Here is a 22,884-nt window from a genome sequence, read left to right as displayed (position 1 = left end):
TAAGGACCTCTTTGTCCGAAATGTACTAAGGCATCGGAAAAAACGTCGAATTAGAGCCGCAACGGAATTACCACATCGGAATACGAACAACCACTTTTTACTGGCACTGGTCTGCATCAGCATGCCGATACGCGCAAGGCCATGCGATTGTTCGCGTGGTCCCGTATGATTGGGTCGTGGAGACATGGAGAATGCATGAACCGTCACTCCAGATCGCTTTCCAATTGCCTTTGGAACCGATGTTCACGGAAAGGATGAATAGCATGGACAAGGCCGAGTTCGACAGCTTTGCTGACGAGTATCTTTCGCTGCACGCCCGTAACATCGCGGCATCGGGAGAAGGTCCGGAGTTTTTCGCCGAGTACAAGATCCGCGACATCGCCGAGGAGATGACGCGACGCGATGCGCTGCCCGCGCGCATGCTCGATTTCGGATCGGGCGTGGGCACGTCGATTCCATGGGTGAAGCGCTATTTGCCGGACGCACAGCTCACGTGCGCGGATGTATCGGAGCGTTCACTGGAAGTCGCGCAAAGCCGCTTTCCCGATTCGTCGCGCTTCGTCCACTTCGACGGCCACACGCTGCCTTTCGAGCAGGGCGAATTCAATCTCGCCTATGCGATGTGCGTGTTCCATCATATCGATCACGCCGAGCATGTTCATTTGTTGGGCGAACTGAAACGCGTCGTGGGTCCGCGGGGCACGGTCGTCATCTTCGAGCATAATCCGCTGAACCCACTGACCGTCAAGGCGGTCAACACCTGCGAGTTCGATGTGAACGCCAAACTGATCACCGCGCGCAACATGAAGCGGGCGTGCCTCGATGCGGGCTTTTCCGACGTTGTCGTGCGCTTCCGGATTTTCTTTCCTCACATGCTGGCCAAACTGCGTCCACTCGAAAAATATCTGACCCATGTTCCGCTCGGCGCCCAATACGCCGTCTACGCGAGCACCGCATGAAGGCGGCCATTCGATGAACAGTCTACGCACGACAGCATCGCGTACCGAACCTCTTCGCCAGTTCATCAAATATCTTCTGGTTGGCGGCCTCAATACGGTGATCTCGGCCGCCATCATCTTTATCGTGCAAGCGGCGGGCGCGATTCCTGTCGTTGCCAACATAGTCGGCTACGCGATGGGTGTGGGACTGAGCTTCGCGCTCAACAGCAGGTTCACGTTCAGGACGGAGGCCACGCGGCACACCGCCATCCGCTTTCTGATCGTCGTGCTGATCTCGTACCTGGCCAATCTCGCGACGATGGTTTCGGTGTTGCATCTCACGCACGCGCCCTATCTCGCGCAACTGTGCGGCATTCCCGTCTACGTGATCGTGGGCTTTCTCGGCAACCGGTATTGGGCGATGCGCGGGCGCGCACGCTGAAGATGCGCCTCGTATCCACACGTCATTGATATCCGTTCACGATTTTGTCGACGTGGCGGGATACGGTAAGCACATGTCTGAAGAACATTTACTATCTTTTGCGGAAGGCGCCAGGAATAACAACGTCTTACGAAAAGATTATCAATGCCATTCACCGAGGACGCCGCCATGAGTCGAGAAGCCTATCCGATCGAAGTCGCATTCCCCGATATCGCGCCGCACGAGCCATCGTCGTCGGGCGTTGCATACGTCCATACGTTCGATTCGGGCGTGCCCGGCCCGCACGTGATGATCAACGCGCTCACGCACGGCAACGAAGTGTGCGGCGCGATCGTCGTCGACGAGCTGCTGCGCCGCGCGCTGCGGCCGCGACGCGGGCAGCTCACGCTGTCGTTCGCGAACGTCGCCGCGTACCGGCGCTTCGATCCGGCGAATCCGGACGCCGCGCGCTTCGTCGATCAGGACTTCAACCGCGTGTGGACGACGGCGGTGCTCGACGACACGTCGCGCAGGTCGAGCGAACTGCAGCGCGCGCGTGCGATGCGCCCGGTGATCGATACGGTCGACGCGCTGCTCGACCTGCATTCGATGCACGAGCGGTGCAAGCCGCTGATCGTCGCGGGACCGCTGCAAAAAGGCATCGACCTCGCGGTGCGGCTCGGTACGCCCGCCACGGTGATCTGCGACGAAGGGCATCCCGAAGGCCGCCGCATGCGCGACTACGAAGGATTCGGAGATGCCGCGAGCCCGAAGAACGCGCTGCTGATCGAATGCGGCCAGCATTGGGAGCGCCGTGCGGTGGCCGTCGCGCGCGATACGACCGCGCGCTTCCTGCTGCTGGCCGGCGTGATCGACGAAGCGGATCTGCCGCCTGGATGGCTCGCGCCATTGCCGCCCGAGCAGAACATCGTGCGCGTGACACAGCCGGTCGTCGCGACCAGCATGGACTTCAGCTTCGCCGCGGCGTACACCGGCCTCGAGGTTTTCGCCGAAGCGGGCGCCGTGATCGGCTGGTCGAACGGCGAAGAGGTGCGCACCCCCTACGACAACTGCATGCTCGTGATGCCGTCGCTGCGGCAGTTACGCCCCGGTGTGACGGTGGTCCGGCTGGGGCGAATCGAGCGGACGGTGGCCAATCCCGGGGTGACGGCCTGACGGCCAGATCTCTCGACGCCGTTCGCCGGTTGCTTTGGCGCGTTGAGGCGCGCCTCGTCCTTTCTGCGGCCCTATTGCAGCGCGCCGCCTCCCACGCATCGGCGGGCACGTCCGCCACTGCGAAACTCGGGTATTCCCCCGTTGACCGCATCGATTTCATTCCTTACAGTGGCGCGCGTTCGCATAGAGAATCACAGTTCTTTATTCGAACAAATTCCCTCGCCCGGCGCGATTCCGTCAAACCGATCCGTCCGGGATGATTCATTGCCGATGAACGGCCAGTTGGCCCGCCGCAGGCATCGTACGCCGTTGCCAGACGGCGTACAGTCTTAGAGAAGAATAGCTCGTCGTGTCGGGCCTTTCGCTGCCAGGAGACCATCATGAACCGCAGCCCCGCTGTGAACGTTCAAACCTTCATCAACGAGCATCCGTTTTCGCCGTTCCAATGGCTGATCTTTTTCATGTGCTTCATCATCGTCCTGCTGGACGGTTTTGACACTGCTGCGATCGGCTTCATCGCGCCTTCACTGATCACCGAATGGGGTATTGACAAGCCCGCGCTCGCGCCGGTGCTGAGCGCCGCGCTGTTCGGCCTCGCGTGCGGCGCGCTCGGCTCGGGTCCGTTGTCCGACCGCCTCGGGCGTCGCTCGATGCTGGTCGGCTCGGTGCTGCTGTTCGGCGTCGCCTGCCTCGCGTCGGCGTTTTCGACCGGCATCGACCAACTGACCGTGCTGCGCTTCGTCACCGGCGTCGGCCTCGGCGCCGCGATGCCGAACGCGGTCACGATGATGGGCGAGTACTGCCCGGACAACCGCCGCGCCACCATGATCAACCTGATGTTCTGTGGCTTCCCGCTCGGCGCCGCGTTCGGCGGCTTCCTCGCCGCGTGGATGATTCCGCATCTGGGCTGGCGCAGCGTGCTGATCCTCGGCGGCGTCACGCCGCTGCTGCTGTTGCTGCTGTTGCTCGCGAAGATGCCGGAGTCGGTCCGCTACATGGTCGCGAATAACAAGCCGGCCGAGCGGATTCGCGCCGCTCTCGCGCGCATTTCCGGCGACGCGGTGCAGGCCGTCGGTTTCACGATGACCGAAACCGCGCCGCAAACCGGCGGCAAGGGTCTCGGCGTCGTGCTGTCGCGCTCGTACATCGTCGGTTCGGTGATGCTGTGGGTCGCGTACTTCATGGGCCTCGTGATCTTCTACGCATCGATCAACTGGATGCCGATCCTGCTGAAGGACGCCGGCCTCACGCCGCAACGCGCGACGCTGATCTCCGCGCTGTTCCCGCTCGGCGGCGTCGGCGCGGTACTGGCCGGCGTGCTGATGGACCGCTTCAACGCGAACCGCGTCATTGCGGTGTGCTATGCACTGACCGCCGTCAGCGTGTACTTCATCGGTCAGGCGGCCGGCAACGTCGGCGCGCTCGTGCTGATCGTGTTCATCGCCGGCGTGCTGATGAACACCGCGCAATCGTCAATGCCGGCGCTCGCCGCCGCGTTCTACCCGACCGTGGGCCGCGGCACGGGCGTCGCGTGGATGCTTGGCGTCGGCCGCTTCGGCGGCATTGCGGGTTCGTTCCTCGTAGCCGAGCTGGCGCGCCGCCACTTCTCGTTCGGCGGCATTTTCGCGACGATCGCGGTGGCGGGTCTGCTGTCGTGCGTCGCGCTGCTGATCAAGCAGGCGGCACGGCCGCAGGCGGCGGAAGCGGGTGCGTCGAAGACGGAGTCGTTCGGCCATTGAGCCTGCAATGAAATGCGCGCGCCAACGGACCGGTAACGGTTCGATCGAGTGATGACCCAGAAGCCGCCCTGCGAATCGCAGGGCGGCTTTTTATTTCGCTGAACGCCTGGAATCTCTCGCTTACCTGAACGCGAGCAGTTGCTCGACACACAGCAGCACGGCAATCAGAACCATCGCCGCGCCTGAAACCTGGCTAAAGGATCGGCCGCTGCCGCTGTGACGCATCGACGTCACACCCGTTCGCCTGCGGCATTGTGATCCACGGCGGCGAAAAGCGCCCCGGCCTACTTCCCGATACACTACGCAACAATTTTTCCGCGCGCGGCCAGGCGCGGCGATCACCGCCGCTGCCGCGCCGCCGCCGTCTCATATCAGGACTCCGGTAATGAAACGCGTAGTCGTATCCGCGCTCGTCGCGCTGTGCATCGCGCAGCCGGCCGCTCAGGCCGTCGCGCAGACCGTCAGCGATCAATGTTTCGCGCTCGGCGATATCGCCGGCCAGGTCGCGTCGTGGCGCGCACACAAAAAGACCAAAGCTCAGGCGCTCGAGCAGGCCGCCCACTACTACAAAGACCCGTCCGACCGCGCGGCCGTCGACGCGATCATCGAAAAGATCTACAGCCCCGACGCGCCACACATGACGCCCGATCAGGCGAGCATGGCGATCACGTCGGAGTGCGTGAACCAGCACAAGGGGCAGGCATCGCCGCCACAGTGATGCCGGCGTCTCACCCGCGATGCGCTAGCGCCGCCGGAACGCATCCAGCGACGACAGTGCATTGCCGTGGAAATCGAACAGCGTGTTGTTGTCCCACTGGTCGCCGGCGCCGACTTTCCACCCGACGTTCGGCGTCGGAATCCACTCGGGCTCCCACCAGAACACGCCCTTGCCGTGTCCGTCGGGGATCCCCTTCACGATATCGGTCACCGCGCCGAGAAACTGCGCCTGGCCGGCGGGCGTCTGCGGGTACGGCGAGGTGCCGACGTTGGTCATCGAGTCCGGTTCCGGATCGCCGTCGCTGGTCGTCCACGGATACGCGGTCTCGACGACGATCACGTCCTTGTCGTAGCGCGTCGCAAGATCGTTCACATTGCCCTGCAGGTCGCTGAACGAGCCCTGCCATTGCGGGTAATACGACAGGCCGATCACGTCGAACGTGACGCCACGCTGCGTCATGTTGTCGAACCACCAGCGGCTCGTCGCGTTGTTGCCGCCGCTGTCGATATGCAGCATCACCTTGATGCGCCCGTCGACGGATTTGACCGCGTCGTGCCCGGCCTTCAGCAGCGCCGCGAGGTTATCGAGCTGATCGTACTTGCCGAGCGGCCACAGCATGCCACCGGTGATCTCATTGCCGATCTGGACCCACTCGGTTGACTTCCTGCCGTGACGTGACAACCACACCACGTCACGCGTCTTTCCACGCGCAGACGTCGCCGGTATTCAGGCGCGGCTCGCCGAGCACGAACGTCGCATTGCGCGGTGCTGGCACCTGCACCGGTTGCGCGCCGAAATTGAATGCGAAGGTCAAGCCGCCGCGGCGGCGCAGCCTCAGTCCATCGGCGAGTACCTGCGGATCGAGGCCCGCATCGCGCGCCGCCTGCCGCAACAGCGTGCGATGCAGGTCATGCGACAGCCAGCCGGCCACATAGCGCACGTTGCCGTGCGTCAGCAGCGCGGGCCAGGCATCGTCGAAGCGCGCGGCAATGCGTGTCTCGCCATTGGCGCGCACATGCTCGCGCCAGTGCAGCGCGTGACCCTCGGTGCCGTCGATCGACAGCGCGGGCGCGAGCGTCGAGCGCAGCGTTTCGACTTCGAGCACCTGGATCGGCAGCGCGCGCTGCAACGCGCCGGGCGGCAGATTGCCGGGAATCGCGAACGCGTCGGTTTTCGAGCCGCTGCGTGGGCCGAACACCCATTGCGCGTTCGAACGCGCGATCTGCTCGACCAGCGCGGCGTCGATCACCGCGAGACTCGGCACCACGACGAGCTGGTAGCGCGAAAGATCTGCCCGGCTCGACACGATATCGACATCGAGCCCGAGTTCGCGCAGCGACTCGTAGTAGTCGAACGCGAGCGTCTGGTAGTCGAAGCCCTTGCCGTGACGCTGGATTTCGAACATCCACTGCGTCTCGTAGTCGAATACCAGCGCGGTGGCCGCGCGCGCGGGCGCGGCGAGCGTCGACAGCGCCGTACTGCCCGCGATCTCACGCGCGGCCCGTTGCACCTCGAGACCGCCCGGCGACAGTTCGTCGTTCGGCAGATTGAGCCCGGAATGCATCTGCTCCTGCGCATACGGGCACTGACGCCAACGGAAATACGACACCAGCTCCGCGCCATGCGCGAACGCCTCGTACGCCCATAGCCGCACCATGCCCGGCGCCGGAATCGGATTCCACGACGCCCAGTTCACCGGACCGGCCTGCTGCTCCATCACCCAGAAGCGCCCGCCGCCAATGCCCCGGTAGCGGTCGTGATCGAACGCGGACACGTCGGGATGTCCGGTACGCGCGAAGCGCGCCTTCTGCTCCTCCGGCAACGCGATCGACTCAGTGCGCGCAATCGGATAGCTGTCCCATGCGGCGACGTCGATCGCGTTGTCGGCGGCGAAGCGATAGTGATCGAAGGTCGTGAAAAAGCCCATGAAGTTGTGCAGCAGTTCCGCGTTCGGCGCATGCTCGCGCAACACGTCGATCTGCTTGCGATGGAAGCTCGCCACCTCGTCGGACATGAAGCGGCGGAAGTCGAGCAGATGGATCGGATTGGCGTCGGTGGGTGTCAGCGTCGGCAGCCCGATCGCGTCGAACGACGGGTACTCCATGCTCCAGAACACGTTGCCCCACGCGTCGTTCAACGCGCCGATCGTTGCGTAGCGCCGCTGCAGCCACGCGTGAAAGCGCTGCAACGCCGAGGCCGAATAGCTCGGCACCGTGTCGTGGCAGCCGAGTTCGTTATCGGTCTGCCATGCGACGATCGACGGATGCGGGCCATAGCGCTTCGCCATCGCGGTGACGATGCGCACGCATTCGCGCCGGTACGTGTCGCTCGAAATATCGTAGTGACGCCGCGAGCCGAAATTCCAGCGCGTGCCGTCCGCGCGCACCGGCAACACGTCCGGGTGCGCGTCGACGAGCCACTTCGGCGGCGAAGCGGTCGGCGTGCCGAGCACGAGTTTCAGGCCCGCATTCACGAGCGTTTCGACCGCTTCGTCGAGCCATTGCCAGTCGAATTCGCCGGCGCGCGGCTCCATACGGCTCCACGCGAATTCAGCGATCCGCACATGCGTGATGCCGAGTTCGACCATACGTTGCGCGTCGTCGGCCCACATCGCGCGCGGCCATTGTTCCGGGTAGTAGCAGACACCAAGTTGCATGTGAAAGTCTCGTGGTGAGTTGACGTCGAGCCGTCGTTTCAATCGTGTTTCAGGCGCCGTTTATCCCTTGCTCGCCCCGAAGGTCAGTCCGGCGACGAAGTGCCTTTGCATGCCGAAGAACATCAGCACCGAAGGCAACGCGGCCAGCACCGAGCCCGCCGCGACGAGGTTCCACGCGGTCGTCCACTGCCCTTTCAGCGCGGCGACGCCCACCGTGATCGGCGCGGCGTCGTCGCCTTGCGTGAGGCACAGCGCCCAGAAGTAGTCGTTCCACACGAACGTGAACACGAGGATCGCGAGCGCGGCGAGCGCGGGGCGGATCAGCGGCAGCACGATGCGCAGATAGATCGTCCACTCGCCCGCGCCTTCGACGCGCGCGGCCTCGATCATCTCGAACGGCAGTTGCTTGATGAAGTTGCGCAGAAACAAGGTGCAGAAGCCGGTCTGAAACGACACATGAAAGATCACCAGCGCCCACACGGTGTTGAACAGGCCGAACTTCAACGCCATGTCGCGCACTGGAATCATCAGGATCTGGATCGGCACGAAATTGCCGGCGACGAACGCGAACAGCACGGCCGTGTTGCCCGGAAAGCGATACGTCGCCAACGCGAAGCCCGCCATCGACGCGAGCACGATCGCGCCGATCACCGACGGCACCGTGATCAGCACGCTATTGGCGAAGTAATGCAGCATCGGCGTTTGCGTGAGCGCGGTGCCATAGTTCTCCAGCAACGCGAAGTGTTTCGGCCACGTCCAGTAGTCGCCTTGCGACAACTCATCCGTCGAGCGGATCGAGGTCAGCAGCACGGCGAGCATCGGCAGCAGCCAGATAAACAGCGCCAGCGGCAGCGAGGCCTTGTAAAGCGTGCGATTCAGCGGTTTCCAACGTTCGACGGGAAGCGGATACATGACCGGGTACTCCTGAGGTTCAGAGAATCAGCGTTCCTCGCGCAACATGCGGCGCAGATGGAACACGATATAGACGAGCATGATCGCGAACAGCACGACCGCAATCGCGGCGGAATAACCTTCGCGGTAGTACTTGATCGCCTGGTCGTACATGAAATAGGCGAGCACGGTGGAACTGTCGAACGGACCGCCGCCACTCATCACCGCGATCAGATCGAAGCTGCGCAGTGCGCCGATCACGGTCAGCACCACCGCCATGAAGGTGGCGGGCCGCAATTGCGGCAGGATCACGTGCCACAGCAGTCGCAGCCCTTGCGCGCCTTCCATGCGCGCGGCCTCGACCACCTCGGGATTGATGCCGGTGAGCCCGGTCAGATACAGGATCATGCAGAACGGCGCCTGCGGCCACAGCGCGGCGAAGATGATGCCGAACGTGACCGTATGCGGATCGCCGAGCACCGGAATGCCACGGCCGACGATCAGCCGCAGCAGCCCGAACGTCGGATCGTAGAACCAACTGAATACGAGGCCGACCACGACGCCAGACAGCACGAACGGCGCGAAAAACAGCGACTTCACGACGCGCATGCCGCGCACCTGCTGGTTCAGATACAGCGCGAACAGCAGACCGAGAGGCGGCGCGAGCAGAAACAGCGCGAGCCAGATCAGGTTGTTCTTCAGCGCCGTATAGAACGTATCGGACTGAAACAGCTCGACGTAATTGGCGAGACCGGCGAAGGTCTTCGGCGTCATGCCGTCCCAGTGGTAGAAGCTCAGCGAAATGCTGCTGATGATCGGATAGATCACGCACAGCGCGAACAACGCGCAGCCCGGCAGCAGAAAGAAAAACGCGGCGCGATGCTGATGACGGCGCGTCGTCGAGACGCGACGGTGCCGCGCCGCGGGCAGGCGGCGCGCTGCGGTATGAGACATGGAACGGCCTCGTCAGAAATCGAAGGCGGAATGGGGACCCGCAAGCCGGCCGCGCTCAGGCGGCCGGCGCGGCGGGACTTACTTCTGGTAGATGCGCTTGCGCGTCGCTTCGAGATGAGCGAGCACGCTGTCGAGTTGCGACGGATCGCTGTAGAACTGCTGCATGGCCTTCATGCCTTCGTCGGCCATTTCCTTCTGCATATCGCGATCGTAGAACTGCGCGATGCCGCCCTTCGTGTTCGCGAGCGTCTGGAAGCCGACCTTCGAGATCGCGTCCTCAGGCGGCGCCGCCTGGCTGTTCGACGGCAACTGTCCCCAGCCCTTCGCGAGTTCGGCGTTGATCTTCGGCGTCTCCATGAACGCGAGCAGCTTGCGCGCGTCGGCCTTGTTCTTCGCCTTCGCCGGAATCAGCAGCACGTTGACGGGACCGTCCTCGGCCATCGGCACGTTCGCGTCGAGCACCGGAAAGCGGAAGAAGCCGATCTGGTCCTTGATCGACGGCGGGAAGCTCGCCGAGAAGAACGTGCCCATCAGCATCATCGCGGCTTTGCCGTTGTTGAGGATCGGGCCGATCGAATCGACGTCGTACGACAGCGCATTGTCGATAAAGTCGTGATTGTCGAGCAGCGTCTTCCACGTCGTGTAGACCTTCTTCACGCGCGGATCGGTGTACGGAATTTCGCCGGCCATCAGCTTCTGATGGAACTCGTTGCCGTTGATGCGCAGATCGAGATAGTCGAACCAGGCGGCCAGCGTCCAGCTGTCGCGTGCGGCCACCGCGATCGGCGCGACGCCGATCGCCTTCAGCTTCCTGTTGGCTTCGAGCAGTTCGTCCCACGTTTTCGGCTCGCTCCTGATGCCGGCCTTCTCGAACAGATCCTTGCGATAGAAGAAGCCGTACGCGTCATAGCCGAGCGGTGCCGCATACTGCTTGCCCTTGTACGTCGACGCGTCCTTGACCGACGCATACTGCTGCGACCAGCCGTTTTTCGCCCAGTCCGAGCTCAGATCTTCGAGCAGACCACGTTGCGCGTAATAGGCCATCCGCTCGCCGTCGTGCCACGAGACGACGTCGGGTGGATCGGTGGCGAGCCAGCCGCCCATCTGCACCTTGTAGGCTTCCTCGGTCACGTAGGTGATTTTCAGGTCGATGTCGGGATTGGCTTTCTTGAACTGGTCGAACGCATCCTGCCAGGTCGAGCGCTGATTACCGCGCGCCGATACGTTGACGTTCAGCGTGGCCGCGTCGACCGCGGCGCTGCCGAGCGCGCCGGCCATCACGGCGGCGGCGATCGACACCTGTGCGAAACGGCGAAGGCGAAGAGCAATCATCTATGTCTCCTTGTTGACCGGCTACGCAGCGTGGCCGGCGATGTAACCCGCTCTATGGCGGAATTCAGTCTGACGAACCGTTGAAGCAGGTCCGCCGTCGACGATCGTTCAGGCGGCCGCGCGTTCCGGCTCGAACGTGCTACGCCGCAGCGCGAGTCCCTGTTCGTCGAACAGATGACAGGCAGCGGGCGGAACATGAACGCGGACGCGCTCGCCCGCGCCGAGCGGCGTATCGCCGGGCGCCTTCGCGATCAGCGTGCCTCCCGCGTGGTCCGCGTGGATATAGCTGTGCTCGCCGAGCCGTTCCGATAGCACGGTCGCGCACTGAATGAACTGTTCGTCGCCATCGAGCCGCAGATGCTCGGGGCGCACGCCGAGCGTGACGCGCTGGCCGCGTTGCAGCCGTTTACCGTCGACGTGCGCGACCAGCTTTTCCGCGCCGGCCACGAGCGCCACCGTCACACGCCCCGGTTCGATCGACTCGACGTCCGCATCGACGAAGTTCATACGCGGCGAGCCGATAAAGCCCGCGACGAAGCGCGACTTCGGGTGGTGATACAGCTCGAGTGCCGCACCGCTCTGCGCGATGCTGCCGAAGCGCTCGGCATCCGCGCCCGCATGCAGCAGCACGATGCGATCGGCAAGCGTCATCGCTTCGACCTGATCGTGCGTGACGTACACGACGCTCGCATTCGCGAAGCGCTGATGCAGACGTGCGATCTCGACGCGCGTCTGGCCGCGCAGCGCGGCATCGAGATTCGATAGCGGCTCGTCGAACAGAAACACGCCCGGCTCGCGCACGATCGCGCGGCCGATCGCGACGCGCTGCCGCTGGCCGCCCGACAGCGCTTTCGGATGTCGTTCGAGCAAGCTTTCCAGTTGCAGAATCCGCGCGGCTTCGCGCACCTTGCGCTCGATCACGTCCTTCGGCTGCTTCGCGAGCTTCAATCCGAACGCCATGTTGTCGAACACGGTCATGTGCGGAAATAGCGCGTAGCTTTGGAACACCATCGCGACGCCGCGCTCGGCGGCCGGCACGTCGTTGACGAGACGGCCGCCGATATGCAGTTCGCCTTCGCTGAGGTCTTCGAGACCGGCGATCATCCGTAATAAGGTCGACTTGCCGCAGCCCGAGGGGCCGAGAAACACGCAGAATTCATGCTGCGCGATCTCGAGATTCACGCGCCGGATCACCGGCGGATGGTCGCCGTAGGCCTTTTGCACATCGCTCAAACGAATCGTCGCCATGCTGTCTCCGCCTTGATTTAACCGCTTAAATTTTGGCCGAAATAAAACGCCCTGGCCTTGTGCCGGCGGCATTTAATCGCTTAAATTCGAGTTCGACGGATAAAGTCATGGTGGGTGTCTCCGTTACGTTTTTGAGAAAGTTAGCAATGTCGCAGGCCGTTTGCAACATTTGAATTGACCTCCCTAAATATGGGATAACCCGACATGGTCACGTTGTCCGAAGTCGCGAAACGCGCGCAGGTTACCGCCGCCACGGTCTCCAACGTGCTGCGCAATCGCGAGAAAGTCCGCCCTGAAACGGCTGAGCGCGTGCTGCAGGCGATCGCCGAACTCGGCTACCGGCCGAACCTGAATGCGCGCGCGCTCGCCGAAGGCCGTTCGTCGACGCTCGCGCTCATGCTGTCGAACATCTCGAACCCGTTTTACCCGGAGTTCGTGCTCGCCGCCGAGCGCGCGGCGCGCAAGACCGGCCACTTCCTGATGGTCTGCAATACCGACGACGATGCCGAAATCGGCCGCGCATATCTGAACCAGATCGCCGGCACGCTCGCCGACGGCGTGCTCGTGATGAACACGGACATCACGATCAACGATCTGTGCGCGTCTGCGACGCATAGCGCGCCGATTCTGCTCGCCATGTGGGAGCACCCCGAGTCGCCGCCCGAGCTACCGTGCATCGCAGTCGACTTCGCGCGTGCCGGCGAGCTGGCCGCGGGGCATCTGCTCGGACTCGGCCATCGAGAGATCGGCTTGCTGATCGGCGACGGCTGCGGCGGTTTGCAGGACGCGCGCTCGAACGGCTTTCGCGCCGCGATGCGCATGGCCGGCATCGAAGCCGATGCGGCCGCCGTGCTGCAGATTCGCGACTCGATCGACGCCGGCTTCGCCGCCTGCATGGAACTGATGGCGAACCGCCCGCAACTGAGCGCGATCTTCGCGACCAACGACCTGCTCGCGATCGGCGCGATCCAGGCGTTGATCACGCTCGGCCGCTCGGTGCCCGACGACGTGTCGGTGATCGGCATCACCGACATTCAGCTCGCGCATCAGGTGCATCCGGCGCTGACCACGGTCGCGATTCAAACCGCGGCCGTCGCGGAGCTTTCCATCGAGAGCCTGATCCGTTTGATCCAGACGCCGGAGCGGCAGCCGTCGATGGTGCTCGGGCCACCGCCCGAGCTCGTGGTGCGCGCCTCGACCGGGCCGCGCAGGAAACGCTGACGCGTTAGTTCACGCGCTCGGTCGCCATCCGCGTGACGATGTCGAACGCCTTCTGCGTCGCGCCGACGTCGGCCCTGCCCTGGCCGTGGATGTCGAACGCGGTGCCGTGCGCGGGCGTCGCGATCGGAATCGGCAAGCCGCCGTGCACGGTCACGCCGCGCCAGAAACCCATCAGCTTCATCGCGATCTGGCCTTGATCGTGGTACATCGTGACGACGCCGTCGAAGGCCTTCTGGTCGCGCGCGCGCACGAAGATCGTGTCGGCGGGAAACGGTCCCTGCGCGTCGTAGCCGAGCTTGCGCGCGGCCTCGACGGCCGGCGCGATCACGTCGATCTCCTCGCGGCCGAACGCGCCGTTGTCGCCGTTGTGCGGATTGAAACCGCATACCGCGATACGCGGCCGCGGATGGCCGGCTCGCTTCAGGCCTTCGTGAATCAGCCGCACCGCGCCGACGATGCGCTCCTCCGACAGCTTCGCGCTGACGTCCTTCAACGCCATATGCGAGGTCACGCGCGAAGTCCATAGCTCGTCGAGCACGTTGAACTCGCAAAAGCTGCCCGTGTAGCCGAGCTGCTTCGCGAACCACTCCATCTCGTCGCCGGTTTCCATGCCGGCCAGATGCAGCGAGGTCTTGTTGACCGGCGCGAACAGCATGCCTTGGGTGACGTTGCTTTGCGTCAGCGCGAGCGCGTGCCCGAACGCGGCGAGACTATAGCGGCCGCCGTGTTCGGTCGCCACCGCACGCTCGAAAGCTTGATCGCCGGGCAGACGGAAATCGATCAGCGACGGCACGCCCTCGCGTTGAAACGCGGCATGCGCATCTTCGACCACGTCGTAATCGAAGCGCTGCTGCGCGATCTTCATGCCGGTTTCGAGCTCGCGCCGGTCGCCGATGATCAGCAGCTCCGCGCGCGCCCGGTTCGCCCGCTGCGCGAACAGACGCGCGATCAGCTCGGGACCGATACCGGCGGGGTCGCCAAGAAGGACTGCGATGCGTGGCTTCATGTGCTTTCCTCGGATCGGTCCACTCATTCGACGATGTTGAAGTCGGCAAGATGCTTGTCGCTCAACTTGATGCCAAGACCCGGCACGTCGTCCGACAGTTGCAGATAGCCATTTTCCGGCTGCGGCTCGCCTTCGAAGATGTAGTAGAACAATTCGTTGCCAACTTCGACATCGAACACCGGGAAGAACTCCGACATCGGGCTCGCGGTGCTCGACATCGTCAGATGATAGTTGTGCATCTGTCCCGCATGCGGAATCACCGGCACCGACCACGCTTCGGCCATCGCGTTGATCTTGCGCGCCGCCGTGATCCCGCCCACGCGATTCGTGTCGTACTGGATCACGTCGATCGCGCGGCGTTCGAGCAGATCCTTGAAGCCATAGCTCGTGAACTCATGCTCGCCACCCGACACCGGCATCAGGTTCATCTTCTTCAACTCCTGATAGCCTTCGACGTCGTCGCCGATCACCGGCTCCTCGATCCAGCGTGGATTGAATTCGGCGAGGCGCGGCAGCATTCTGCGCGCGTATTCGAGCGTCCAGCCCATATAGCATTCGAGCATGATGTCGACTTCGTCGCCGACCAGTTCACGCAACAGACGCACCTGTTCGATGTTCTTCGCCATGCCTTTCGGGCCGTCTTTCGGACCGTAGCCGAAGCGCATCTTCATCGCGGTGAAGCCGCTGTCCAGATAGCTTTCCGCTTCGCCGAGGAAAGCGTCGCGATCATCGTTGTTGTAAAGCTTCGATGCATAGCACCAGATCTTTTCTTTCGTGCGTCCGCCGAGCAGCTTGAACACCGGTTTTTTCACGGCCTTGCCCATGATGTCCCACAGCGCGATATCGATCGCGGAGATCGCCGCCATGCCGATGCCTTTGCGGCCCCACGCGAGCGTGCGGCGATACATCTTCTGCCAGATGTATTCGTTGTCGAACGGGTCTTCGCCGATCGCGATCGGCGCGAGGTATTCGTCGATGATCTGCTTCGCGATGCGCGGCGCGAGCGCGCAATTGCCGATGCCCACGGTGCCGTCGTCGCATTCGACTTCGACGACGAGCCAGCCGTGAAAGCGGAACGACCCCATCGCATCGCCACGCTCGTACAGAATATCTACCGCGTTCGTGCAGAAATGCGCTTGCGGCGGCACGACTTTGCCTTTCCACTCGAAAATACGCGTTCGGATATGCTTGATTTTCATGTTCGACGATCTCCTTCAGAGAATCAGAGAGTCAGTGGCCCGGGCGTTCGCCGAGCGGGCCGCTGCGATGAGAGACGGAATGGGAGGCGGCAGGGGCGAAGCGGAACGTCAGCAGCAGCAATGCGCCGATCAGTCCGACCACCGCGAGCGAGAACATACCCGCCTGCGAAGAGCCGATCGCGCGCTCGGCCAGCCCCTTAAGATTCGGCGCGACGAAGCCGCCCAGATTGCCGATCGAATTGATCAACGCGATGCCGCCCGCGGCCGCGGCCCCGCCCAGGTAACCGGTGGGCAGCGTCCAGAACAATGGCTGCACGCAGACGAAACCGATGGCGGCGAAACAGAAGGCGGTAATCGCAAGCGTGACCGACGACGTCATCGCCGACGCGGCAATGCCGAACGCCGCGAGCGCGAGCATCGCCGCGGCCCAGATACGGTGATGACCGTGGCGGTCGGCGTAGCGCGTCACCCAGAACGTGCCGATGATCGCAGCGATCCACGGAATCGCTGTCAGCATTCCGACCTCGACGCCGACATGGCCGCCGCTCGCGAGCCCGGCGATGCGGGTTGGCAGATAGAACACGACGCCATACACGCTCATCTGCACCGCGAAGTAGATCAGGCCGCAGAACAGTACGCGCGAATCGCGCAGCGCCGCTAGCACCGAAGCCGGACCATGCGCGAGCTTCTGGCGGTCTTCCTGGCGCAACGCGTGATCGAGCGCGTCACGCTCTTGGGCATCGAGCCAGCGCGCCTGCACGGGCCGGTCGGTCAGATAGAAGTAAGCGACGATGCCCACCACCGACGCCGCCAGCCCCTCGACGACGAACAGCCATTGCCACGGATGCATGCCGAACGGATTGCCCGCATCGAGCAGCAGACCCGAGATCGGGCTGCCGAGCAGGAGCGCGAGCGGGAAGCCGAAATAGAACATGCCCATCGTCTGCGAGCGCGTTTTCGCGGGAAACCAGTTCGACAGGAACAGGATGATGCCGGGAAAGAAACCGGCTTCGGCGATGCCGAGCAGCGTGCGCAGCACATAGAAGCTCGTGGCACTGTCGACGAAGGCGGTGCACGCGGACACGATGCCCCACGTGACCATGATGCGGCTCATCCAGATGCGCGCGCCGAAGCGGTACATCAGCAGGTTGCTCGGTACTTCGAACACCGCATAGCCGACGAAGAAAATGCCGGCGCCGAACGCGAACGCCGCGTCGCTCAAGCCCGTGTCGGCCTGCAGCACGTTCTTCGCGAAGCCGACGTTCGCGCGGTCGATGAACGCCAGTACGTACATCAGGATCAGAAAAGGCAGCAGCCTCGTGCGCGCTTTGGTAATCGCGCTGTCGAGCGCGGGGCTCGCGGTCATCGTCATGCGTCGTCTCCGGTTTTGTCTTGTCAACGCGAACGGCGTTGCGATTGCCGTCCTGCGATAACCGCTAGTGTGCGAAACTATCCGATAACTGACCACTGAATAATTCGAATCGGCCGATTCGCTAAAGTTATCGCTCATGATCCCGCCCGCCTCCACCATTCGCAAACGCTTGCGCCTGCGTCATCTGCAACTGATGGTCGCGCTGTCGGAAATGGAATCGCTGCGGCGTGCCGCCGACGATCTCGCGATGACCCAGCCCGCCGCGACCAAGGCCTTGCAGGAACTCGAAGACACGCTCGGCGTGTCGCTGTTCGTACGCCATGCGCGCGGCATGGAGCCGACGATCTTCGGCGAGGCCGTGATGCGCTATGCGCGCGTCGTGTTCCAGGATCTCGACGAGCTGCGCGAGGAATTGGCCGGCATCGAGGCCGGCGACATCGGCAAGGTGCGCATCGGCGCGGTGATGGCGCCGTCGCCCGAATTGCTGACGCACACGATCGTCAAGCTGAAGGAAGCACACCCGCGCCTGCAGATGGCGGTCACGATCGACACCAGCGACGTGCTCGTGCAGTCGCTGCAACAGGATCAGCTCGATATCGTGATTGGCCGGATTCCCGATGGTTTTCCGGCGCTCGATCTGAGCTTCGAGACGTTGGCGGAAGAGGCGCTGTCGATCGTCGTGCGGCCCGATCATCCGGCCGTGAAAACAGGCAAACAAACGGGCACGCGGCCGAAGCTCACGGACCTCGCGCGCTATCCGTGGATCATCCAGCCGCATCCGAGCCCGATGCGCCAGGTCATCGATCAAACGTTTCGCGAGTCGCGCGTCGCGCCGCCGGTCAGCACGGTCGAGACGTCGTCGATTCTGACCACGCTGTCGTTGCTGCGCGACTCGGACATGCTCGCCGTGCTGCCGAGTTCGGTCGCGCAGTACTACGTCGCGCTCGATGCGATCGCCGCGATCGCGACGCCGCTACGCGGCCAGCTCGCACCGTATGGGCTGATTCTGCGCAGAAACCGGCGCATCACGCCGGCGATGCAACTGGTCATCGATTCGATTCGCGCGGCGTGAGGTTTTCTGCGAAGCGCAATTCGCCGCCCGCATTGATGTCCGCGAGATCCGGGTGAGCGCGAGCCGCGTCGAGCGGAATATCCGGCCGCATGAAGAAGGTCGCGACGATGCCGAGCGCGAGCAGTCCGAGCGAGCCCGCGAACGGCAGCGTCCAGCTACCCGTGCGGTCCACGATCAGGCCGAACACGATCGGCGTGAAAATCCCCGCCACCGCCGAGCCCGCATTCACGAGCCCGCTCGCGACACCGACGTGCCGCGGGCTGATGTCCATCGGCACGGCCCAGATCGGCCCGATCGTCATTTCGAGGAAGAAGAACGACAGGCTCATGCACGCTGCCATGACCGGCAGCGACTTCACGACCATCACCGGCGCGAGGAACACCAAAGCGCCGAGAAACGCGCAGATGATCACGTTGCGGCGCGCCGCGACGACGTTGCGCGTACGCTTCAACACGCGGTCGCTGAGCACGCCGCCCGCGGTATTGCCGACCACGCCGGACAGAAACACGCCCGCGGAGAACATCGCCGAGCTTTTCAGATCGAGGCCGCGACCGTGCATGAAGAACGTGGGCAGCCAGGTGAAGAACAGCCAGCCGGTCCAGCCGTAGCAGAAGTAGACGAGCATCGTTGGTGCGATGCGTTTGAGCAGACGCCGCCACGGCGTGGGCTCGCGCGTCGCTTCGACCGCTGATTGACGGACCGGTGGCAATTGCGTTTCCTGCTCCGCGGTCATATGGCGATGCTTGCGCGGATCGTCGGTGAAATACCATGCGTAGATCACGACCCACACGAAGGTCAGCGCGGCGACCGCGAGAAACGACACCCGCCACGACGAATACGCGACCAGCAGCGCGATCAGCGGCGGCGTGATCGCATTGCCGAGCCGCGAGAACGAATGCGTGAGGCCTTGCACGAAGCCGCGCCGGTTCGACGGGAACCAGTTGGTCAGCGCCCGCGCCTGCGCGGGCAACGCCGCGCCTTCGCCGATGCCGAGCAGCAGCCGCGCGCCGAACAGCGACGCGAGCCCGCCCGCGAGACCGGTCGCGACCGTCGCGACGATCCAGATGCTTGCGCAGGTCACGAGCGTGAGCTTCGCGCCGAAGCGGTCGCTGACCCAGCCTCCGATCACCTGGCACAGCGCGTACGTGTATGCGAACGCGGCGAACACGAGGCCGACGTTGGTATTGCTCAGATGCAGATCGTCGCGGATCAGCCCGGCCGCCGCCGACAGGTTGACGCGATCGAGATACAAGATGAACGACATCGCGCACATGAGCGCGAGAACCGCCCGGCTGACCTTGGGTCGCAGCATCGTCTCCTCCGGATTGTCGCGTGAGCCCGCGCCGATGCTCCGACGTTGGCGTCCGCTATGGCTTGTTTTGTGCGCACATTATCAGAAGCCGGGTGATAGTTGACCAATGAATTGTTTGGATACAGCGATCACTGGGGGTTATCGCTTTCATCCTTCGCCCATAGCCGAGCGTTGACTGTCAGGTATAGATTTGGGGCTCCATGCGACCGACCCGCAGTACGGCGCAAAACTGATCAGCATCATTCGCTCACGCCATCTCGATCAATATGACGTCCGGTAGAACAGACAAAACCTTGAGGACACGATTGGTGACCTTCGCTCCGCTTCTCGCCAGCGTGCACGCAATGGCATCGGGGCAGACGATCGCCACAGCGGATCAGGCAGCGGACCGGGCAGCGAAAGTTACCCAGAGTCACCATCTATCCTCCAACCGCACCCAATGCCTGATGTTCGACGTATCCGATGAGAAGCGCTATTTCGTGGTCGGGGTTCACGAGAAACATCCGCCCGAATGCGGTGGCGATCCGGCTACCGATCGATCTCAGCACCCCAGCCATGTGAGCGAAATGGTTGAAGAATTCCTCGCTCCACATCTGTTCGGACGATAGCGATACGGGGATTAGTTTGATTGGTTCGCGACAATTGTGCCGTCTCCACTAGTGCGAGGCTTTTCGGAGCAATCCTAGAGGGCTCAATTGTCAAAAGCCGATGGATGTAACTGAATTTTGGCCGAAGCAATCTGCTTGGCTGAAAGACGCAGCTTCGCGCGTAGCCACGAACGAATGCCTTCCAGATAGGTTTTATCTTTCGGAGTCGTGCTTTGCTTGATGCGTCTGGTCAGCTTGGTTTCCGCCGTGTAGACATCAAGGAGATTAATTGTCCTCAGATTCGTAGGCGTTGTGGCTTTTCTTTCGATTGCCAGGATGTGGGTCACGTCAGCCGGATCAAGAATCCCGGTCTTTCGAAACTCCTGATAAATGGTTTGAAGAGGTTGATATCTAACCATTGGATTGATACCAGGGATGTTCGCAACTTTCTCCATTCTGAGCAGCAGATAGCGTTTTGCAATCGCAGCATCGCGCAGCGCAGCGTCCTGCGGGTCTGGGCCATCACTACCGCCCGTCCCTCCACCCGATTCACCACCTCCCAGCTGGTCAGATTCCCGAGCCGTAAAATCGGGAATGCCCTTCAGAGCCTCCCTGCCACCCAACGTCTCTGCAGCGCAATGCGGTCCATATGGATGTTCGGTTCCATCGTCATGTTTCAGGAAGAATGCAACGCCGGAACTCAGCGCCCTGTTATTTCCATTCATAACGCATCGATGACAACAGGTGTCTGGGTCAACAAAGTCCTTGCGGTCAGCAGTCAATGTCATTCGGGTACCTCTCGAACAGTTGAATTCACTTCTTTATGCCAAATCCCACAGGAGTATCCGACGAAGTTTGGCTACGATGTCATCAGCCGTCTGCTCCAGTCAAATCGGCAGTGTTGGTCGCAATGTGAGTCTCACGCGCGATTTCGGTACCGGCTACTTTCACCGAGAAATCGAGCGCCAGCCTCCCTGAGGGCAAGCGCCAAGGGTGGGACTGACATACCTAACAATCCAGCACGATATGGCTCTTCGCGACGCGAGGGCGCGCACGCTGCGGAAACGGACAAGCTCTCAAGTCTGCCCGCTCGGGGTAATCGACGATCTACTCTGCGCTGTCGAATGTACCAAACTAGCCGTACTGAGACCAACGACCTCACATCGTCTGACCAACCAAGTCCTACCTTCTACAGCTTCAACTGACTACCCGGCAACGGCGGTGTTGCGGCCGAACGGACAAACCGGCTAAGCCGCTCCCGCGATTCGAGCGCCCGAAGGCAGTTTCATGACGCATTGCCGACGATACGCAGTTTGCCGTCGCTGTCGACCAGCTCGCGTCGCATCGAGAACAGCCGGCCACACCCAACACACGACCAGCCGCGGTCATCAGTGCGCTGCGCGCTTCCCGAGCGACCACAAAACGGACATGGTGTCGTCGCACCCGGTGCGACACCCAGACTAATGCGCGACGAGAGGCCGCCGCTGGGTTCCAGCTGATCCGCGAATTCAGCGAACATGTTGCGCCATTTCCCGATCATTCCGGGACTGGTACCGACGATTTCCGACACCTGCATGAACGACAGCGGTAGCGACAGATACCGGATGCACTCCCGCATGCGCTCGAGTGTACCCATTTTCGTGTTCACGAACGGTGTACCGCGGCGCCGGGTAAATTTCAGTTTGCAGGCAGGGCATGAGAAGCGTGGAAAGCCGCCGTTCGGACGTTCGGAGAAGCGGGTTTTTCGGCTGCCGCAATCCGGGCACGGAGGTGGCCGGTGACTGATCGAATTCAGCTCGTCGAATTCGCGCATCAGGGCAGCGGTCAGTTTCAGGTCTTCGCATACGCCGATCTCGTCGAATACGAGCGGCGCGGGATCGACCTCGGTCGGTCGCCCGCCAAGCCGGACACGGCGTTCCCATTCACCGCCCGGATCGAGTTCCCGCAGCCAGAGACGAAAGGCCGTGACGCGCTCCTTGATGTCATCCGGCAGACTGCCCATCCGGTGTCCAGCTTCGACGCACGAAACCGGTTGCGACAGCAGGGACACGAATACATCGAGCTTTTTGAGGTGTTTTTCGCACAGCGGTGTGCCGACGGTGCGGCTGAACTGACGTCCGCACGTCTGACAATCGAATACTGGCATCCGGCGGGTCTGCCGTGTCCTGAATCCCGCGCTGTTGATGTGGTCGCCTCCACAGCGCGGACAATCCGGTCGCGGGTCGTGCCTTGGGGACAGCAACGCGTTGATCCGCGCGCTCAGGAATGCCGTCAGTTCCTTGTCCTCCCCCGCGTTGTCTGCGGCGGCAGGCGCCCGTGTGCTGATAGATCTTGCTTTCATCGTTCAGAATTGTGCTGTCGCATGAAACCACGACCGTCGTCCGCGTCGTCGCGAAGCCGGGTGCTTATAGACAGACGACCCGGCAAACAGGTCAAGCAGGAGCGAGCCGGTCTTCGCCGATGCGAGGGCCATGATGCCGAGCACCGCGTTCACCAGCTGGTCACAGTCGAGATGGACGGCGTTTCGATGATATCCAACCCCTAGTGGAGGCCCGCATGGAGCTACTGACCCCGTCGAGCCAGTTGGCCACTGAAGCTCGTCGCACCAGAAGAAGCCCATTTCGGCGGCGAGCATCGTCTCACCGTCGAAAGCGCGCGTGCCCCGTCCAGCGGGGCACGATGGCAACCGACGTGATCAGTCCGTGCCAGATTTCGGTGATCTCGGACCGTATAGCAGACCATTCGGCGGCCCCGCGTGCAGCAACCGGTAACTCGTCACGGCAGCAATGTCGTGACTTTTGTCCGTCAGGGAGTTTGAAATCTGCTTGACCGCCGCTGTCACGAGCATGCCGATCAGGCCGCCTCCGCTGTAGTTGTTCCCCTCGTTGCTGTTGGCACTTGCGCTGCCCTGCCACAGCACATCACCAGTCTTCAGGTCAACCAGCCTGGCCGACGCCGTGACGACAGTCGCGCTATCAACCACGTGGTACACGGTGCCGAATTGCGTGATCTTCGAATACAGCGCGGCGTCAGCACCGAAGA

General features: G+C 62.8%; 20 protein-coding genes and 1 pseudogene. 8 read left to right on the top strand and 13 right to left on the bottom strand.

Annotation, left to right across the window (positions count from 1 at the left end; genetic code table 11):
• Positions 1-263 precede the first annotated feature (263 nt).
• The 5 genes from F6X39_RS33725 to F6X39_RS33705 all read left to right on the top strand — a co-directional run bounded on the left by F6X39_RS33725 (position 264) and on the right by F6X39_RS33705 (position 4,992).
• Positions 264-959, top strand: a complete 696-nt coding sequence (locus F6X39_RS33725; protein WP_187619803.1) for a class I SAM-dependent methyltransferase — start codon at positions 264-266, stop codon at positions 957-959.
• A gap of 13 nt (positions 960-972) precedes the next feature.
• Entirely contained in the window at positions 973-1,380 is a 408-nt protein-coding gene (locus F6X39_RS33720; protein WP_184039660.1) for a GtrA family protein, read from the top strand.
• 168 nt (positions 1,381-1,548) lie between these two features.
• A complete protein-coding gene (locus tag F6X39_RS33715; protein ID WP_187619802.1) occupies positions 1,549-2,535 on the top strand; it encodes a M14 family metallopeptidase in 987 nt (328 codons plus the stop codon).
• 380 nt (positions 2,536-2,915) lie between these two features.
• Positions 2,916-4,274, top strand: coding sequence for an MFS transporter (locus tag F6X39_RS33710; RefSeq protein WP_184064911.1), 1,359 nt, complete (start codon positions 2,916-2,918; stop codon positions 4,272-4,274).
• Between the two features lie 385 nt (positions 4,275-4,659).
• A complete protein-coding gene (locus tag F6X39_RS33705; RefSeq protein ID WP_187619801.1) occupies positions 4,660-4,992 on the top strand; it encodes a hypothetical protein in 333 nt (110 codons plus the stop codon).
• Positions 4,993-5,016: 24 nt separating this feature from the next.
• Here the strand turns inward: F6X39_RS33705 and F6X39_RS33700 are convergent.
• The 6 genes and pseudogenes from F6X39_RS33700 to F6X39_RS33675 all read right to left on the bottom strand — a co-directional run.
• Positions 5,017-5,646: pseudogene (locus F6X39_RS33700) on the bottom strand (glycosyl hydrolase 53 family protein); the annotation flags it as partial.
• Between the two features lie 37 nt (positions 5,647-5,683).
• Positions 5,684-7,648 (bottom strand): beta-galactosidase, encoded by a 1,965-nt coding sequence (locus tag F6X39_RS33695; protein ID WP_187619800.1) that lies wholly within the window; start codon positions 7,646-7,648, stop codon positions 5,684-5,686.
• A gap of 60 nt (positions 7,649-7,708) precedes the next feature.
• Entirely contained in the window at positions 7,709-8,560 is an 852-nt protein-coding gene (locus tag F6X39_RS33690) for a carbohydrate ABC transporter permease (RefSeq protein WP_018424689.1), read from the bottom strand.
• Between the two features lie 27 nt (positions 8,561-8,587).
• A complete protein-coding gene (locus F6X39_RS33685) occupies positions 8,588-9,493 on the bottom strand; it encodes a carbohydrate ABC transporter permease (protein WP_090809213.1) in 906 nt (301 codons plus the stop codon).
• Positions 9,494-9,571: 78 nt separating this feature from the next.
• Positions 9,572-10,771 carry an ABC transporter substrate-binding protein gene (locus F6X39_RS33680; RefSeq protein ID WP_260335222.1) on the bottom strand — a complete coding sequence of 400 codons (1,200 nt, stop codon included), beginning with the start codon at positions 10,769-10,771 and terminating at the stop codon, positions 9,572-9,574.
• 162 nt (positions 10,772-10,933) lie between these two features.
• Entirely contained in the window at positions 10,934-12,073 is a 1,140-nt protein-coding gene (locus F6X39_RS33675; RefSeq protein WP_187619799.1) for an ABC transporter ATP-binding protein, read from the bottom strand.
• 204 nt (positions 12,074-12,277) lie between these two features.
• Between F6X39_RS33675 and F6X39_RS33670 the strand changes: the two genes are divergently transcribed.
• The gene (locus tag F6X39_RS33670; RefSeq protein WP_187619798.1) at positions 12,278-13,294 is read left to right on the top strand and encodes a LacI family DNA-binding transcriptional regulator; all 1,017 of its coding nucleotides are present in this window, start codon (positions 12,278-12,280) and stop codon (positions 13,292-13,294) included.
• Positions 13,295-13,298: 4 nt separating this feature from the next.
• On the opposite strand, the gene F6X39_RS33665 is transcribed toward F6X39_RS33670, so the two are convergent.
• Genes F6X39_RS33665 through F6X39_RS33655 form a run of 3 tightly spaced genes read right to left on the bottom strand, consistent with a single transcriptional unit; the run spans position 13,299 to position 16,871 of the window.
• Positions 13,299-14,300, bottom strand: coding sequence for a 4-hydroxythreonine-4-phosphate dehydrogenase PdxA (locus F6X39_RS33665; protein WP_187619797.1), 1,002 nt, complete (start codon positions 14,298-14,300; stop codon positions 13,299-13,301).
• 23 nt (positions 14,301-14,323) lie between these two features.
• Entirely contained in the window at positions 14,324-15,499 is a 1,176-nt protein-coding gene (locus F6X39_RS33660; RefSeq protein ID WP_187619796.1) for an L-rhamnonate dehydratase, read from the bottom strand.
• 31 nt (positions 15,500-15,530) lie between these two features.
• A complete protein-coding gene (locus tag F6X39_RS33655) occupies positions 15,531-16,871 on the bottom strand; it encodes an MFS transporter (RefSeq protein ID WP_187619795.1) in 1,341 nt (446 codons plus the stop codon).
• 136 nt (positions 16,872-17,007) lie between these two features.
• On the opposite strand from F6X39_RS33655, the gene F6X39_RS33650 reads away from it, so the two are divergent.
• Positions 17,008-17,943 (top strand): LysR family transcriptional regulator, encoded by a 936-nt coding sequence (locus F6X39_RS33650; RefSeq protein WP_187619794.1) that lies wholly within the window; start codon positions 17,008-17,010, stop codon positions 17,941-17,943.
• Here the strand turns inward: F6X39_RS33650 and F6X39_RS33645 are convergent.
• Positions 17,918-19,255, bottom strand: coding sequence for an MFS transporter (locus tag F6X39_RS33645; RefSeq protein WP_187619793.1), 1,338 nt, complete (start codon positions 19,253-19,255; stop codon positions 17,918-17,920). The two genes, F6X39_RS33650 and F6X39_RS33645, sit on opposite strands and share 26 nt — an antisense overlap.
• A gap of 308 nt (positions 19,256-19,563) precedes the next feature.
• On the opposite strand from F6X39_RS33645, the gene F6X39_RS33640 reads away from it, so the two are divergent.
• Positions 19,564-19,863: a hypothetical protein gene (locus F6X39_RS33640; RefSeq protein WP_187619792.1), complete on the top strand. Its 300-nt coding sequence runs from the start codon at positions 19,564-19,566 to the stop codon at positions 19,861-19,863.
• A gap of 83 nt (positions 19,864-19,946) precedes the next feature.
• Here F6X39_RS33640 and F6X39_RS33635 read toward each other — a convergent pair whose 3' ends face one another.
• From F6X39_RS33635 to F6X39_RS33625, 3 genes are all read right to left on the bottom strand, one after another.
• Positions 19,947-20,630 (bottom strand): hypothetical protein, encoded by a 684-nt coding sequence (locus F6X39_RS33635; RefSeq protein ID WP_187619791.1) that lies wholly within the window; start codon positions 20,628-20,630, stop codon positions 19,947-19,949.
• Positions 20,631-21,127: 497 nt separating this feature from the next.
• The gene (locus F6X39_RS33630; protein ID WP_187619790.1) at positions 21,128-22,183 is read right to left on the bottom strand and encodes a DUF746 domain-containing protein; all 1,056 of its coding nucleotides are present in this window, start codon (positions 22,181-22,183) and stop codon (positions 21,128-21,130) included.
• Between the two features lie 354 nt (positions 22,184-22,537).
• On the bottom strand, positions 22,538-22,884 hold a 347-nt coding region (locus F6X39_RS33625), incomplete at its 5' end, for a GNA1162 family protein (protein WP_187619789.1).

The sequence above is a fragment of the Paraburkholderia sp. UCT2 genome (assembly GCF_014397665.1).
Lineage (GTDB): Bacteria > Pseudomonadota > Gammaproteobacteria > Burkholderiales > Burkholderiaceae > Paraburkholderia > Paraburkholderia tuberum.
Note: the sequence above shows the minus strand (reverse complement) of the source record. Positions and strands in the feature narration are given on the sequence as shown.

Bases quoted from the DNA above. Each gene is read 5' to 3' on its own strand.
- F6X39_RS33690 (WP_018424689.1), bottom strand. From the start codon at position 8,560: ATGTATCCGCTTCCCGTCGAACGTTGGAAACCGCTGAATCGCACGCTT.
- F6X39_RS33665 (WP_187619797.1), bottom strand. From the start codon at position 14,300: ATGAAGCCACGCATCGCAGTCCTTCTTGGCGACCCCGCCGGTATCGGT.
- F6X39_RS33645 (WP_187619793.1), bottom strand. From the start codon at position 19,255: ATGCTGCGACCCAAGGTCAGCCGGGCGGTTCTCGCGCTCATGTGCGCG.
- F6X39_RS33635 (WP_187619791.1), bottom strand. From the start codon at position 20,630: ATGACATTGACTGCTGACCGCAAGGACTTTGTTGACCCAGACACCTGT.
- F6X39_RS33720 (WP_184039660.1), top strand. From the start codon at position 973: ATGAACAGTCTACGCACGACAGCATCGCGTACCGAACCTCTTCGCCAG.
- F6X39_RS33660 (WP_187619796.1), bottom strand. From the start codon at position 15,499: ATGAAAATCAAGCATATCCGAACGCGTATTTTCGAGTGGAAAGGCAAA.
- F6X39_RS33655 (WP_187619795.1), bottom strand. From the start codon at position 16,871: ATGACGATGACCGCGAGCCCCGCGCTCGACAGCGCGATTACCAAAGCG.
- F6X39_RS33685 (WP_090809213.1), bottom strand. From the start codon at position 9,493: ATGTCTCATACCGCAGCGCGCCGCCTGCCCGCGGCGCGGCACCGTCGC.
- F6X39_RS33710 (WP_184064911.1), top strand. From the start codon at position 2,916: ATGAACCGCAGCCCCGCTGTGAACGTTCAAACCTTCATCAACGAGCAT.
- F6X39_RS33705 (WP_187619801.1), top strand. From the start codon at position 4,660: ATGAAACGCGTAGTCGTATCCGCGCTCGTCGCGCTGTGCATCGCGCAG.
- F6X39_RS33695 (WP_187619800.1), bottom strand. From the start codon at position 7,648: ATGCAACTTGGTGTCTGCTACTACCCGGAACAATGGCCGCGCGCGATG.
- F6X39_RS33670 (WP_187619798.1), top strand. From the start codon at position 12,278: ATGGTCACGTTGTCCGAAGTCGCGAAACGCGCGCAGGTTACCGCCGCC.
- F6X39_RS33650 (WP_187619794.1), top strand. From the start codon at position 17,008: ATGATCCCGCCCGCCTCCACCATTCGCAAACGCTTGCGCCTGCGTCAT.
- F6X39_RS33725 (WP_187619803.1), top strand. From the start codon at position 264: ATGGACAAGGCCGAGTTCGACAGCTTTGCTGACGAGTATCTTTCGCTG.
- F6X39_RS33680 (WP_260335222.1), bottom strand. From the start codon at position 10,771: ATGGCCGGCGCGCTCGGCAGCGCCGCGGTCGACGCGGCCACGCTGAAC.
- F6X39_RS33675 (WP_187619799.1), bottom strand. From the start codon at position 12,073: ATGGCGACGATTCGTTTGAGCGATGTGCAAAAGGCCTACGGCGACCAT.
- F6X39_RS33630 (WP_187619790.1), bottom strand. From the start codon at position 22,183: ATGAAAGCAAGATCTATCAGCACACGGGCGCCTGCCGCCGCAGACAAC.
- F6X39_RS33715 (WP_187619802.1), top strand. From the start codon at position 1,549: ATGAGTCGAGAAGCCTATCCGATCGAAGTCGCATTCCCCGATATCGCG.